Raw genomic sequence first — 13,259 nt, forward strand, 5'->3', positions numbered from 1 at the left:
CTACGGGGCTTTCACGGGGAAGCGAGGGTCGGCGCCCTTCAGCACGGCGATCACGTCGTCGAGCGAGAGGGAGCCCATGTTGTCGACGGCCTGAGTCGTCTGGGCGCCGAGGTGCGGGGTGACGATCACCCGATCGGCGAGGGCATCGGCGAGCAGCGGGCTGTCCTTCGCGGCGGTGTCGCCGTCGAGGGTGTCGGCCGCGTATCCGGCGAGGATGCCGTCGTGCAGGGCATCGGCGACGGCGGACTCGTCGATCAGGTCGCCGCGCGCGGTGTTGACGATGACGCTTCCGCGGCGCATGCGCGCGAGGCGCCCGGCGTCGACGAGCAGCTGTCCGCCCGGGGCGTGCAGCGAGATCAGGTCGGCCGTCTCGAACAGCTCGTCGAGGCCCGCGGGCTCGGCGCCCGCGGCGCGCACGACCTCGGCGGGCAGGAACGGGTCGGCGGCGAGGAGGCGGCATCCGAACCCGCTCAGCCGCTTCGCGACCCCCTGGCCGATGCGGCCGAAGCCCACGATCCCGACGGTCGCCGCTCCCAGCTCACGGCCCCGGCGCACGCCCCAATCGCCCGCGCGCACCCGACGATCGCCGTCGGGCACGAACCGCAGGGCGGCGAGCATCAGGCCGACCGCGTGGTCGGCGACGGCATCCGCATTCGCGCCGGGAGTGTTCGACACCGGGATGCCGCGGCCCCGGGCGGCGGCCAGATCGACCGCCTCGGTGCCCACGCCGTAGCGGGCGATGATCTTGAGCTTGGGCGCGGCGGCGAGGTGCGCGTCGGTGACGGGTCCGGTGCCGGCGATCCAGGCATCCGCCCCGTGCAGCAGCACGCGCAGCTCGTCGAGATCATGGTGCGCGGGGCCACGGAGGATGCGATGCCCGGCGATCGCCGCCCGCTCGACCAGGTCGAGGTCGCCGTCGGAGAACGAGCGGCTGGTGACGAGGATGACGCCCATCAGCTCGTCGTTTCGACGCTCGGTCGCCCGGCGAACCAGGGGGCGAGGGCCGTGTACGCCTCGGTGAAGCGCGCGTGGCGCTGGGCGTAGACCGCGTGGCGGGCGGGGTCGGGCGTGAACTCGGCCGTGACTTCGCTGAGCGCGCGGGCGGCCGAGAACTCGGCGAGGCCGAGGCCGACGGCGCCCGTGACCGCGGCACCGAGGCTGTTCGCCTCTTCGACGATGGTGCGGCGCCGCACGGGCACGCCCCACACGTCGGCCAGCACCGAGAGGTACACGTCGCTCTGCGCGCCGCCGCCGACCGCGTCGATGCGGTCGATCGTGGCGCCCGAGGCGCGGAACGCCTGGATGCAGGTGAGCAGGTTGAACGCGGTGCCCTCGAGCACCGAGCGCACGAGGTGCGCACGGGTGTGGTGACGGGCGAGACCCACGAAGGCGCCGCGGGCGTCCGGGTCCCACAAGGGTGAGCGCTCGCCGAGCAGGTAGGGCAGGAAGTAGAGGTCGTCGGTGTCGACGTCGGCGGATGCCTCGGCGGTGAGCCGCCCCGTGTCGGGGTGCGCGGGGTCGGGGGACAGGGCCTCGGCGATCCACTGGACGGATGCTCCGCCCGCCTGCATGGTGGCGGTGGGCACGAACGACCCCGGCACGACGTTGTCGAACGTGAACGTGCGCATCGCCGGGTCGTGCAGCGGGGCATCGGCCGCGAACGAGATCCACGACGAGGTGCCCAGGCACACGTAGGCGCCGTCCTCCGGCGCGACCACGCCCGAGCCGACCGCGGCCAGGGGGCCGTCGCCGCCGCCCATCACCACACGCACACCCGTGTGCAGGCCGAGGGCTTCGGCCGCGGCATCCGTCAGCGGACCCGCGATCGCGGTGGAGTCGAGGATCTCGGGGAACAGTGCGGGGTCGAGACGTGCCGCCTGCAGCACCTCGCTCGACCACGTGCCGGTGCGCTGGTCGTAGGCGTTGGTGCCCGAGGCGTCGGAGCGGTCGGTCGCGAGGCGTCCGGTGAGGCGCAGCACGATGAAGTCCTTCGCGATGCAGAACCGGCGCACGCGCGCCCAGACGTCGGGCTCGTTGTCGCGCACCCACATGATCTTCTCGACCGAGTAGGTGGGGTTCAGTCGGTGGCCCAGGATGCCGTAGGCGTGCTCGGCGCCGAGCGCCTGCTCGAGCTCGCGCTGCTGCCCGCCCGAGCGGGTGTCGGCCCAGATGATCGCCGGGCGTGCGGGCTCGCCGTCGGCGTCGAGCAGCACGGCGCCCATCATCTGGCCGCCCACGACGAGCCCCGCGACCTCGGTGGGGAGGGTGCTGGTCTTCGCGAGCAGGGTGCGGGTCGCCTCGACGACCGCGTTCCACCAGTCGAGCGGGTTCTGCTCGGCGACACCACCCGCGGCGAAGTGCGCGGGGTAGGGCACCGTGACCGATGAGACCAGGCGTCCGTCATCGTGGTGCAGCGAAGCCTTGTTCCCCGTGGTGCCGAGGTCGTGGGCGATCAGCATGGCCGGCTCAGCTCGCGGTCGTGTACGGGCGCAGGTCGGCCGAGCCGTCGGTGCCGCGGTAGGCGCGGGCTCCCATGCCGTGCTCGAGCACCCAGCCGTAGTCGTGGCCGGCGCCCCCGGGGTAGACCGCGAGGAACGCGTAGGGCTCGTCGCCGGTGTTGATCGAGCGGTGGGCCCAGCCCGGCGGGATGTACCCGATGGTGCCGGGCAGCATGTCGAGCCATTCGGTGCGCTCGCCGTCGAACATGAGCAGTCCGCCGCGACCCTTGAGCGCGAGGTAGATCTCGCCCTGGTGGTTCGGGTGCTGGTGGCCCTTGGTCATCCAGAGCTCGCCGGAGGTGTCGCCGGGCATGATCGTGGTGATCGACTGGGGCAGTTCGCGGTCGATTTCGGGTACGGGCGAGCTGACGACGGTGTAGACGACGGGGTTGTCGCCCTCGGCTGCGGTCTTCCAGGCGTCGTGATCGAGGAAGAGGCCCTCGAGGTCCGACATCCGCCGGGTGAGAGTGGGGCCCTCGGGCGAGAGGGTCAGCTTCTCGGCGTCGAAGGCGATCGCCATCGGCTGGATCGGCGGGGTGTGGAAGGTGGGCATCGGTGCTCCTCGTCGCGCAGCGTCATTGCTGGTCGGGCATCGCGCCACAACCTGTCATTACAGGTGAGCATACCTGTTACTACAGGTTGGCGTCTACATGCATCTGCGCGCGGTCGCCTGCGCAGGTGCGCGGCTACCCCTCCGCCTGCCGGGCGCGGTACGCGGCCACCGCGTTGCGGTTGGCGCAGGTGGGGGAGCAGTAGCGCTTCGACCGGTTGCGGCTGAGGTCGAGGGCGATCGCCTCGCAGGTCTCGTCGTCGCAGATCGAGAGGCGCGAGCCCTCGTCCTGCCGGATCACGTCGACCAGCGCCATCGCGGTCTCGATCAGCACGCGTTCGGCGAGGGGTCGCTCGTCGCCGACGGCGTGCAGGTGCCAGTCGGTGTCGCCGTGGCGCACGAGCTGCGGCGCGACGGGGGTGTCGGTGAGCACGGCGTTCACACGGGTGGCCATCTCGTCGCGCGGCGCGAGCAGCAGGGCGCGCAGGCGCGGACGGATGCTGCGCAGATCGGCGAGTTCGGCCTCGTCGCGGTCGAGCCGACCCGTGTAGGGGAACTCCTCGAGGAAGGCCTCCTCGTCGGCGACGGACTCGAGCGTGTCGGGATGCTCGGCGGAGTTCACGAGCCAGACGGATGCCTGCAGGGCATCCGCCGTGTCATCGGTGAAGATCATGTTGACATCTTACATTCGCCACGAGTAGCGTCACATGCCATGAGCACTGTGACCAATGACGCGCGCACCGCGCGCGGCGTGCGGCTGGGACTTCCGCTGGCGATCGGCGCGGCCTTCGCGTTCGGTATGTCGGGCGGCTGGGCGCGCGGCCTGATCGACGCCGGATGGACACCGGGCGCCGCCGTCACCGCGCGCATCTGGGTCGCCGCCCTCGTGCTCCTCATCCCGACGATCCTCACCCTGCGCGGACGCTGGCACCTGCTGCGCCGCAACGCCGGCATCATCGCCGCCTACGGGCTGCTCGCCGTCACCGCGACGCAGCTGTTCTACTTCCAGGCCGTCGCCGTGATGGACGTCGGGCTCGCCCTGCTCATCGAGTACACGGCGCCGGTCGCCGTCATCCTCTGGCTCTGGATCCGCCGGGGCGAGAAGCCCAGCCGCCGCAGCATCCTCGGCGCCGCGATCGCCTTCGTCGGCCTCGTGCTCATGCTCGACATCGTCACCGGTGCCGACGTCAACGTCGCCGGCATCCTCTGGGCGCTCGGCGCGATGGTCGGCGCGGCGACGTACTTCGTGCTCTCGGCCAAGGCCGACACGGGGCTTCCGCCGCTCGCGCTCGCCGGCAGCGGTCTGCTGCTCGGAGCGCTCGGGCTCACCGTCGCCGGAGCCGTCGGCATCCTCCCGATCTCCTGGAGCGCCGACGACATCGCCTACCGTTTCGGCACCGTGCCGTGGTTCGTGCCCGTGCTCGCGATGGGCGTGCTCGCGACGGCACTCGCATACCTCTTGGGGATCGCATCGACACGGATGCTCGGATCGAGACTGGCGTCGTTCGTCGCGCTCGCCGAGGTCGTCGCTGCTCTGCTGTTCGGCTGGCTGCTGCTGGGGCAACTCCCCGATCTGCTGCAGGCGTTCGGCGGCGCGCTCGTGCTCGCGGGCGTCGTCGTGGTGAAGCTCGGTGAGCCCGCGCCGCCGGCGGAGTTCGTCGAGCCGGTGCCCGAGGCGATCGAAGGCGATCGCTAGCCTGGCGGATGTGGAGAGAGCGCGAGTGCCGAAGCCGGGCGATCCCGAGGAGCTCGCCGAGCAGGTCGCGCGCACGCGGTCGAATCTGCCGCCGAATCGCGCGCACATCGACGCGAGGGAGGTCGAGCGTGCCGCCTTCGGCGTCGTCGGGCACCGAGATCTCGCGTTCCAGGTCTGGGAAGACGCCCATGCGGCAGCGGTGGGCGCATGGCGCGAGTGCCGACGGCGGATGAGACGGGAGTACGGCGGCCGGAGTCCGCACGGCGGCTGGACGTTCCCGGTGCTGTTCCTCTCTCTCCTCGCGGCCGGCGTCGGCGCTGTTCTCGCCAGCGGCGCCCGCACCGATCCTGAAGCGACGCAGGGTGTTCTCGCGGTGCTGGTGGGTGGCTCGACCGTCGCCGACCTCGTCGTGCTCGCCGTCGCGGGCTGGCGTCCGTGGAACCGGGCCGTCGTGCGCCTGCAGATCGGTCTGGCGATCGCGCTCGGTGCCGCGACTGCCTTCCAGCTCTCCCGTCCGGAGATGTGGGTGATGCCCCTCGTCATCGCCGGGGGCGTCATCGGCGTCGGCGGAATGCTGCTCGTACTGCTCGTGCGGATGCTGCGCCCGGAGGAGAGGCTCGAGATCGACACGGTGATCAACGTCGCCGTCGAGCGCGTGCAGCCCGAGCTCGATGCACGCGCAGCGGAGATCCAGGCTGATGCATCTGCAGAGCTCGGGGCCGAGGACAGCGAGCGCATCGTCGCGCTCCGCACGGCGGTGCTCGCCGATCTCGCCGCCGACGGCATCGTGCTCGAGCCCGTGTCCGAGCAGACGCCGGCCGGCGGCGTGATGATCGCAGCGCTCACGACCCACTGGCATCCGTACTCGCGCCAGAAGGCATGAGCGTCGCGGAGTGTATACGGCAGATGCTCGCTCGCGTCGATGAGCGCCCAGTGGACGCCTTTGTGTATACACTAAGACCATGACCCTCCCCGTCGAGCGCACCACCGCCGGCGATCGCGCCTACGCGGCGCTGCTCGATGGCATCCAGTCCGGGGCTCTTCCCGCGGGCTCCGTGCTGGGCGAGGTCGAGCAGGCCGCGCGGCTCGGCGTCAGCCGCACGCCGCTCCGCGAAGCGCTGCGCCGTCTGGCCGCCGACGGACTCGTCGTGCAGCAGTCGCCGCGCGTCACGGTCGTCGCCGACCTCGATGCGGATGACATCCGCGAACTCTTCGAGATCCGCCGGGCGCTCGAAGAGACCTCGGCCCGCCTCGCCGCCGCCCGCGGTGACGCCGCCGTCTTCGCCGCGCTCGCCGAGGAGTTCGCGCACGTCGACCTCGCGGCATCCGAAGGCCGCGATGCCTACTACTCGTTGATCGGCCGCTTCGACGCGGCCCTCGACGCGGCCGTCGCCAACGATTACATCGCCGCCGCCCTGCGCACCGTGCGCACGCACCTCGTGCGGGTGCGGCGCATGGCCCGCGACAAGCCCGCGCGGCTCGCGGCATCCGCCTCGGAGCACCGCACCATCGCCCAGGCGCTCGCCGCCCGCGACGGTGACCTCGCCGCCCATGCCACGCACGTGCACCTGCACAACGCGCTCACCGGCATCCTCGACTCCCTCCCCGCCGACCCGGCGACAGCCCCCGCGACCGAAGGAAGACCATGACCGTCACCCACCACGTCCGCGTCCACCGCAGCGACGAGAACCTCGCCCGCGAAGACCAGCTCGCCTGGAAGATCGCCGAGGTCGCCGCCGACCCGGTCGAGGTCGAGCAGCCCGTCGTCGACATGATCATCAACCGCATCATCGACAACGCCTCGGTGGCCGCGGCATCCCTCACGCGCGCTCCGATCAACGCCGCCCGCGCGCAGGCGTTCAGCCACCCGGTGTCGACCGGCGGCGTCGGCGCGAACCTCTTCGGCCCGGCCCTCGACCACCGCACCAGCCCCGAGTGGGCGGCCTGGGCGAACGGCGTGGCCGTGCGTGAGCTCGACTACCACGACACCTTCCTCGCCGCCGAGTACTCGCACCCCGGCGACAACATCCCGCCGATCCTCGCGGTCGCGCAGCACACCGGTGCCGACGGTCGGGCTCTCGTGCGCGGCATCGCCACCGGTTACGAGATCCAGATGGACCTCGTGCGCGCGATCTGCCTGCACAAGCACAAGATCGACCACGTCGCCCACCTCGGGCCGTCGGCTGCCGCCGGTATCGGCACGCTCCTCGGCCTCGACGTCGAGACGATCTACCAGGCCGTCGGCCAGGGTCTGCACACCACCACCGCCACCCGCCAGAGCCGCAAGGGCGAGATCTCGACGTGGAAGGCGCACGCCCCGGCCTTCGCCGGCAAGATGGCCGTCGAGGCGGTCGACCGGGCGATGCGCGGTCAGACCAGCCCCGCCCCGATCTACGAGGGGGAGGACGGCGTGATCGCGTGGATGCTCGACGGCAAGGATGCCGCGTACGAGGTGCCGCTGCCCGCCTCCGGTGAGGCCAAGCGCGCGATCCTCGACTCGTACACGAAGGAGCACTCGGCCGAATACCAGGCCCAGGCGTGGATCGACCTGGCCCGCAAGCTCGGCACCGAGAATCCGGCCCTCCGCGACCCGGCGAACATCGAAGCGATCGTGCTGCACACCAGCCACCACACGCACTACGTGATCGGATCGGGGGCGAACGACCCGCAGAAGTACGACCCGACGGCGTCGCGCGAAACGCTCGACCACTCGATCCCGTACATCTTCGCGGTCGCGCTGCAAGACGGCGGCTGGCACCACGTCGACTCCTACGCTCCGTCGCGCGCGGGTCGCGACGACACCGTCGCGCTGTGGCACAAGATCACCACGGCCGAGGACGCCGAGTGGACCCGTCGCTACCACTCCGAGGACCCGGACGTGAAGGCGTTCGGCGGTCGTGTCGAGTTCCGTCTGACCGACGGCTCGACCGTCGTCGACGAGATCGCCGTGGCCGATGCGCACCCGCTCGGCGCCCGCCCCTTCGCCCGCGAGAACTACATCGCCAAGTTCCGGCTGTTGGCCGAGCCCGTGCTCGAGCCCGCCGAGATCGAGCGCTTCCTCGAGCTCGTGCAGCGCCTGCCCGAGCTGACCGCGGCCGAGGTCGGCGAGCTGTCGATCGTCGCGAAGCCCGGCCTGCTCGAAGCCGTCGACGCTCCGAAGGGGCTGTTCTGATGCTGTACTCCACCACCACCCCCGCCGAGAAGCGTCGCGTGCTGCGCGAGCGCCTCGCGGGCGGCGAGCTGCTGCGTTTCCCCGGTGCCTTCAACCCGCTGAGCGCGCGCCTGATCGCCGAGAAGGGCTTCGAGGGCGTCTACATCTCGGGCGCCGTGCTCTCGGCCGATCTCGGGCTTCCCGACATCGGGCTCACGACACTCACCGAGGTCGCCGGCCGCGCGAAGCAGATCGCCCGCATGACCGATCTGCCCGCGATCGTCGACGCCGACACCGGGTTCGGCGAGCCGATGAACGTCGCGCGCACCATCCAGGAGCTCGAGGATGCCGGGCTCGCCGGCATGCACATCGAGGATCAGGTGAACCCCAAGCGCTGTGGGCACCTCGACGGCAAGAGCGTCGTCGACGAGAACACGGCGATCAAGCGAATCCGCGCCGCCGCCGATGCGCGCCGCGACGAGAACTTCCTGCTCATGGCGCGCACCGACATCCGGGCGATCGAGGGGCTGGATGCCGCGATCGACCGCGCCAAGGCGCTGGTGGATGCCGGGGCCGACGCGATCTTCCCCGAGGCGATGCGCGAGCTCTCGGAGTTCGAGGCGATGGCGAACGCGCTCGACGTGCCGATCCTCGCCAACATGACCGAGTTCGGTAAGAGCGAGCTGTTCTCGACCGCCCAGCTGCAGAGCGCCGGCGTCAGCATCGTCATCTGGCCGGTGTCGCTGTTGCGCACTGCGATGGGCGCGGCGGGTCGTGCGCTCGATACGCTGAACACGGAGGGGCACCTCACATCGATGCTCGGAGAGATGCAGCACCGCGCGGATCTCTACGAGCTCATCGATTACGAGTCGTACAACCACTTCGACTCGGGCGTCTTCAACTTCACACTCGACCAGACCGGTCGCTGAGCGCAGCACATACGCAGCACACGACGCAGCACACGAAGGAGTGAGCATGACCGAACCGGACATCAAGAAGGGCCTCGCCGGGATCGTCGTCGACACGACCTCGATCTCGAAGGTCAACCCCGAGACCAACAGCCTGCTCTACCGCGGATACCCGGTGCAGGAGCTCGCCGCGACGCAGTCGTTCGAGGCCGTGGCGTACCTGCTGTGGCACGGCGAGCTGCCGACGCCGGAGGAGCTCGCGGCGTTCCGCGTCGAGGAACGGCGGCACCGTGCTCTCGCAGACAACGTGAAGGCCGCGATCGACCTCGTGCCCCTCGAAGCGCATCCGATGGACGAGGTTCGAACGGCGGTCAGCCTGATCGGAGCCTCCGATCCGGGCGCCGGCGGATCGGTGCTGGATGCCGGTGGCAGCCCGGAACAGAACCTCGAGCGCAGCATCCGTCTGTTCGCGGCGCTCCCCGCGATCGTGGCCTACGGCCAGCGCCGCCGCCGCGGGCAGGAACTCATCGAGCCGCGCGACGACCTCGACTACTCGGCCAACTTCCTCTGGATGACGTTCGGCGAAGAGGCGGATGCCGTGGTCGTCGACGCGTTCAACCGGTCGATGATCCTCTACGCCGAGCACTCGTTCAACGCCTCCACCTTCACCGCGCGGGTCATCACGTCGACGCTCAGCGACCTGTACTCGGCAGTCGTCGGGGCGATCGGCGCTCTCAAGGGTCCGCTGCACGGCGGGGCGAACGAGGCCGTGCTGCACATCTTCGATGAGATCGGAACGGCGGATGCGGTCGCGGCCTGGCTCGACAAGGCCCTCGCCGAGAAGCGCAAGATCATGGGCTTCGGGCACCGCGTGTACAAGAAGGGCGACTCGCGGGTGCCGACCATGAAGGCGGCCCTCGACACGCTCGTCGAGCACTTCGACAAGCCGGAGGTCGGGGCGCTGTACGACGCGCTCGAGTCGGAGTTCGTCGCACGCAAGGGCATCTATCCGAACCTCGACTACCCCTCGGGTCCGGCGTACAACCTGATCGGCTTCGACACCCTCACCTTCACGCCCCTCTTCGTCGCGGCGCGGGTGACGGGGTGGACGGCGCATGTGATCGAGCAGGCCGGTGCCAACGCGCTGATCCGCCCGCTCTCGGAGTACGTCGGCCCGGACGAGCGGCACATCGCGGGCTGATCGCGGCGCATCGCCGATGCGCGAGCACCTGGGGCCCTTCGACAGGCTCAGGGACCCAGGTGCTCGCGGTGACGCATCCGCTCTCGAGCGTCAGCCGATGTTCTCGACGGCCGCGCGTGCGCGGGCACCCGCCTGCGAGGCGGTGCCGTCGTTGCTCTCCATCGTGCTGCGCAGCAGCGTGATGATGTTGCGCACCTCGTCGGCTGCGTTCTTCCACCGCAGCTCCTTGCCGCGGTACTCCTCGGAGACCCCGTCGGCGGAGTAGTCGGCCATGGCGTTCTGCACGGCCTTGTCGCGGTCGGCGATCAGGCTCTCGAGCAGGCCCGAGACGCGGTTGAACTCTCCCTGGACCTCCTGCGAGGCGGCGACGCTGTAGGCGCGGCGATCTTCGTATGCCATTGTCTGTCTCCTTCTTCTCAGCGCGATCCGCCGAAGCGGGCGGCCTCGAAGGACGCACCGCTCTCGGCTCCACGGGTCTGGTCGACCATCTCGGACTCTCCCTCGCGGAACGCGCGGTCCATGCCCGAGATGCCTCCGAGCACAGCGGCGAGCGACGAGTTCAGCTCGGCGGCGACCTCATCGGTGCGGCCCTTGAAGCTGTCGAACGCGGCCTTCGCCGCACCCGCGTGCACCTGCATCAGCGGGTCGGCGGCGACCACGAGCTGCTTCACGAGCGCGCCGAGGTCGTCGCTGGATCCCGACGTCTGCTTGCCGAGGACGCTGAGCGTCTCGGCCCCCATATCGAACTTCATGCTCCGGTCTTCCTTTCGTTGCCCTCCCGTCCCCGCGGTCGCGAAGACGCCATCGCCCCCGATGGGCGAGGAGAGAGTAACAGGGTGGTCTGCGACGACGTCGAAGTTATCCACAGACCGCACCTGAAACCCTTCTTCTCGGATTCGAGGACGTTAATTGCTCGAACGCGGAGTCTCGGCCGTGTGGGCGATGTCGACGACGGACTGCCGGAACGACTGCGAATCGGGGTCGAGATAGCCGACGGCCGGAGCCTGCCACGGACTCAGCAGCGCTCCGATCGGATCGACCAGGACCTGCAACGGGTGCGCCCGGTAGTAGGGAAGATTCGAGCGTTGCGAGTTGTGTCCGTCGGTTCGATCGCCGCGCGCCGTGATCACCGGCTCACCGTTCCCCACGTCCCCGACCAGTCCTCCTTCCGAGCTGAAGTTCCGTACGCCGTCGATATCGGCCGGATCGACAGGATGCTCGCCCATCCGGCCGACGGGAGCCACGCGGTCGCCGCTGAACATGCCGTCACCGTGCGCGTACGTCGCATGGATCACGAGCTCGCCGGCATCCATCTGTCGCTCCAGCTCGCGGGCGGTGTGCCCGCTGATGCCCGCCGATCCGTAGAACCACGCGTTGCTGACGAGCCGCGGATTGTCCGCCATCATCTGCGCGCCCATCGTCGTGCCGAGGGAGTGCAGACCGAGGTCGAGCTGGGAGTCGGGGTTCTGCGCACGGAATCCATGGAGCAGATGCGACAGCCGCACGGCACCGTTGTCGGGCCGCTCGATGTGCTCGACCTCCGGGATGTCGCCGGAGTCCCACTCCATGAAGAGCACGGTCGCGGTCGTCGCCGCCGTGCGCTTCGCGACCTCCGTCTGCATCGTCTGGGCGCTGTGCGCCCAGTCGGGGAAAGCGGCGAGGTCCTCCGTGATGCCGTGCGACAGGGTCGTGATCTGATCCGCGCCGTCGATGTCGCCCCACCCGATACTCGCGCGCGGGCTACCGTCGACGGTCTCCTGGAAGAGCGAGAGCAGCTTCGGGCCCCCGGGTTCATCGAGCTTCTCCTCGAGCTTCTCGAGATGGGCGCGGTAGTCGCCGCGCAGGTCGTCGCGCGCCAGCATCCGGTCGAGCGACTCGCGGTTGAACCGATTCTTCACGACCGACGAGATTCCGTTGAGGTTGCCGATCGCGAACGGCGCCAGGGCGAAGAGCTGCGCCGCGGAGGCCGGCTCGGTCTGCGCCCACAGCCGCTGCGCCTTCGCCGGATCGACCATCCCGACGGCGGCGGCGAAGTCCGGATGGCTCTCGACCCAGGCGCGCACATCGTCACGAGTGGCCCGCCCCATCCACGAGATCCGCCGCGCGGAGGCATCCGACAGCGAACGGGTGAACCGCTCCTCGAGTCCGATGGCCGCCCCGGCGGCACCGGGATAGAGCGCCCGAGACGCGCCCCAGTAGCTCTGCGCGATGCCGACGGCTCCACCCCCGGCATCCGACACGGTGTCGCCACCGCTGATGCCTCGGAGACTGCTCGCCAAGCCCTCCTCGACCTGTTCGACATCGCGTCGCAGCCGGGCGATCTCGCCCTCGAGCTCTCCGACGGCGGTCTCGGCCACATGCTGGTCTGCCCAGGCCGAGAGCCGTTCCCGCGATGCGCGGGGCATGGCCGTTTCGGCGTCCTCGGCATCGCGGGCCCGCACGAACCGCGCCTCGGCGGCGGCGACGTCGAGCGCCGCAGCGGTGGCGCGGACATCGACGGCCTCGATCCGCGCCGCGAGGGCCTCGCGGCGTCGCAGCAGATCGGGGAGCGACTCGCGAGCGACGGAGGCGAGGCGGTCGCGTGCGTCGTGAAGGGCCTCGGCGAAGTCCTGGGATGCTCGCGCGGGGCGGTCGAGCAGGTCGTACGCGCCCTCCGCCCCGCGGACGTCGAAGACCTCGTGCAGCCGTCCCCACCGGTCGGCGGCATCCGTCATCGCGGACTCGATCCTGCCCGCGGCGAGGTCGAGACGATCCGCCAATGCGTCGAGCGCCGACGGCGGGAGAACCGTCGGCAGCTGCTCCGAGACGCTCATCGTCGTCCTCCGTTCGAGCCGGCTGCAGGCGGCGGTGAGATGCCCCACGCGTCCTCCGCCTGCTGCGCGGCGGTGCGCATCTCACCCGCCATCTGCTCGTCGCCGGTGATGACGGCGACCGTCGCATCGCTCACGGCGCCGGCCGCGGCGTTGATCGCGTACATGATCTTGCCCGGCACGAGGCGGCGATCCTCGAGGAACACCTCCCAGGCCGACGAGAGCGCCGTGCGTCCGTCGGCGATCAGGGTCTCCGCGCCCTCGAACGCCGCCTCCTCGATCTCGTCGCGACTCTTCTCGAATCGCGATGCGGTGTCATCGACACCCGCCAGCACACCGGCCACCCCGTCCGGATCCACGCGCCAACCTTCACAGTTCATTTCACTTCCTCCGGTCTGCTCGACCCCACGGTCGAGCGCCGGGAGCGTAACAAAACCGCCTCCGA

The 13,259-nt window shown here is 70.4% G+C and carries 14 protein-coding genes; 6 read left to right on the forward strand and 8 right to left on the reverse strand.

From position 1 onward, the window contains the following. From ACIQTT_RS12955 to ACIQTT_RS12970, 4 genes are all read right to left on the reverse strand, one after another. Positions 1-954, reverse strand: coding sequence for a phosphoglycerate dehydrogenase (locus tag ACIQTT_RS12955; protein WP_402790571.1), 954 nt, complete (start codon positions 952-954; stop codon positions 1-3). Next, positions 954-2,459 (reverse strand): xylulokinase, encoded by a 1,506-nt coding sequence (gene xylB, locus ACIQTT_RS12960; RefSeq protein WP_402790574.1) that lies wholly within the window; start codon positions 2,457-2,459, stop codon positions 954-956. The genes ACIQTT_RS12955 and xylB overlap by 1 nt, the downstream gene beginning before the upstream one ends. A 7-nt stretch (positions 2,460-2,466) precedes the next feature. Further along, a complete protein-coding gene (locus ACIQTT_RS12965; RefSeq protein WP_402790577.1) occupies positions 2,467-3,051 on the reverse strand; it encodes a glucose-6-phosphate isomerase family protein in 585 nt (194 codons plus the stop codon). A 133-nt stretch (positions 3,052-3,184) separates the two neighbouring features. Further along, positions 3,185-3,721: a CGNR zinc finger domain-containing protein gene (locus tag ACIQTT_RS12970; protein WP_402790579.1), complete on the reverse strand. Its 537-nt coding sequence runs from the start codon at positions 3,719-3,721 to the stop codon at positions 3,185-3,187. A gap of 39 nt (positions 3,722-3,760) precedes the next feature. Here ACIQTT_RS12970 and ACIQTT_RS12975 point away from each other — a divergent pair, with 39 nt between their 5' ends. From ACIQTT_RS12975 to ACIQTT_RS13000, 6 genes are all read left to right on the forward strand, one after another. Further along, a complete protein-coding gene (locus tag ACIQTT_RS12975; RefSeq protein WP_402790582.1) occupies positions 3,761-4,744 on the forward strand; it encodes an EamA family transporter in 984 nt (327 codons plus the stop codon). A 10-nt stretch (positions 4,745-4,754) separates the two neighbouring features. After that, on the forward strand, positions 4,755-5,627 hold the full coding sequence (locus ACIQTT_RS12980; protein ID WP_402790585.1) for a hypothetical protein: 873 nt from the start codon (positions 4,755-4,757) through the stop codon (positions 5,625-5,627). A 79-nt stretch (positions 5,628-5,706) separates the two neighbouring features. Beyond that, entirely contained in the window at positions 5,707-6,393 is a 687-nt protein-coding gene (locus ACIQTT_RS12985) for a GntR family transcriptional regulator (RefSeq protein WP_402790588.1), read from the forward strand. Then, positions 6,390-7,916, forward strand: a complete 1,527-nt coding sequence (locus ACIQTT_RS12990; RefSeq protein ID WP_402790591.1) for an MmgE/PrpD family protein — start codon at positions 6,390-6,392, stop codon at positions 7,914-7,916. The genes ACIQTT_RS12985 and ACIQTT_RS12990 overlap by 4 nt, the downstream gene beginning before the upstream one ends. Continuing rightward, positions 7,916-8,824, forward strand: a complete 909-nt coding sequence (prpB, locus tag ACIQTT_RS12995) for a methylisocitrate lyase (protein WP_402790594.1) — start codon at positions 7,916-7,918, stop codon at positions 8,822-8,824. The genes ACIQTT_RS12990 and prpB overlap by 1 nt, the downstream gene beginning before the upstream one ends. 46 nt (positions 8,825-8,870) lie before the next feature. After that, positions 8,871-10,004: a bifunctional 2-methylcitrate synthase/citrate synthase gene (locus ACIQTT_RS13000; protein ID WP_402790597.1), complete on the forward strand. Its 1,134-nt coding sequence runs from the start codon at positions 8,871-8,873 to the stop codon at positions 10,002-10,004. 90 nt (positions 10,005-10,094) lie between these two features. On the opposite strand, the gene ACIQTT_RS13005 is transcribed toward ACIQTT_RS13000, so the two are convergent. From ACIQTT_RS13005 to ACIQTT_RS13020, 4 genes are all read right to left on the reverse strand, one after another. Then, entirely contained in the window at positions 10,095-10,403 is a 309-nt protein-coding gene (locus tag ACIQTT_RS13005; RefSeq protein ID WP_247624473.1) for a pore-forming ESAT-6 family protein, read from the reverse strand. 17 nt (positions 10,404-10,420) lie between these two features. Then, a complete protein-coding gene (locus ACIQTT_RS13010; RefSeq protein ID WP_247624474.1) occupies positions 10,421-10,756 on the reverse strand; it encodes a hypothetical protein in 336 nt (111 codons plus the stop codon). A 153-nt stretch (positions 10,757-10,909) separates the two neighbouring features. Next, positions 10,910-12,817, reverse strand: coding sequence for an alpha/beta hydrolase (locus tag ACIQTT_RS13015; protein ID WP_402790600.1), 1,908 nt, complete (start codon positions 12,815-12,817; stop codon positions 10,910-10,912). Then, positions 12,814-13,194, reverse strand: coding sequence for a DUF6507 family protein (locus ACIQTT_RS13020; RefSeq protein ID WP_402790603.1), 381 nt, complete (start codon positions 13,192-13,194; stop codon positions 12,814-12,816). The genes ACIQTT_RS13015 and ACIQTT_RS13020 overlap by 4 nt, the downstream gene beginning before the upstream one ends. Positions 13,195-13,259: the final 65 nt, after the last annotated feature.

The sequence above is a fragment of the Microbacterium sp. NPDC090225 genome (assembly GCF_044772365.1).
Taxonomy (GTDB): Bacteria; Actinomycetota; Actinomycetes; order Actinomycetales; family Microbacteriaceae; genus Microbacterium.

What these genes read in the sequence shown, in the direction of transcription:
- ACIQTT_RS12955 (WP_402790571.1), bottom strand. Translation starts at nt 954, where the DNA reads ATGGGCGTCATCCTCGTCACCAGCCGCTCGTTCTCCGACGGCGACCTC.
- xylB (WP_402790574.1), bottom strand. Translation starts at nt 2,459, where the DNA reads ATGCTGATCGCCCACGACCTCGGCACCACGGGGAACAAGGCTTCGCTG.
- ACIQTT_RS12965 (WP_402790577.1), bottom strand. Translation starts at nt 3,051, where the DNA reads ATGCCCACCTTCCACACCCCGCCGATCCAGCCGATGGCGATCGCCTTC.
- ACIQTT_RS12970 (WP_402790579.1), bottom strand. Translation starts at nt 3,721, where the DNA reads ATGATCTTCACCGATGACACGGCGGATGCCCTGCAGGCATCCGTCTGG.
- ACIQTT_RS12975 (WP_402790582.1), top strand. Translation starts at nt 3,761, where the DNA reads ATGAGCACTGTGACCAATGACGCGCGCACCGCGCGCGGCGTGCGGCTG.
- ACIQTT_RS12985 (WP_402790588.1), top strand. Translation starts at nt 5,707, where the DNA reads ATGACCCTCCCCGTCGAGCGCACCACCGCCGGCGATCGCGCCTACGCG.
- ACIQTT_RS12990 (WP_402790591.1), top strand. Translation starts at nt 6,390, where the DNA reads ATGACCGTCACCCACCACGTCCGCGTCCACCGCAGCGACGAGAACCTC.
- prpB (WP_402790594.1), top strand. Translation starts at nt 7,916, where the DNA reads ATGCTGTACTCCACCACCACCCCCGCCGAGAAGCGTCGCGTGCTGCGC.
- ACIQTT_RS13000 (WP_402790597.1), top strand. Translation starts at nt 8,871, where the DNA reads ATGACCGAACCGGACATCAAGAAGGGCCTCGCCGGGATCGTCGTCGAC.
- ACIQTT_RS13005 (WP_247624473.1), bottom strand. Translation starts at nt 10,403, where the DNA reads ATGGCATACGAAGATCGCCGCGCCTACAGCGTCGCCGCCTCGCAGGAG.
- ACIQTT_RS13010 (WP_247624474.1), bottom strand. Translation starts at nt 10,756, where the DNA reads ATGAAGTTCGATATGGGGGCCGAGACGCTCAGCGTCCTCGGCAAGCAG.
- ACIQTT_RS13015 (WP_402790600.1), bottom strand. Translation starts at nt 12,817, where the DNA reads ATGAGCGTCTCGGAGCAGCTGCCGACGGTTCTCCCGCCGTCGGCGCTC.
- ACIQTT_RS13020 (WP_402790603.1), bottom strand. Translation starts at nt 13,194, where the DNA reads ATGAACTGTGAAGGTTGGCGCGTGGATCCGGACGGGGTGGCCGGTGTG.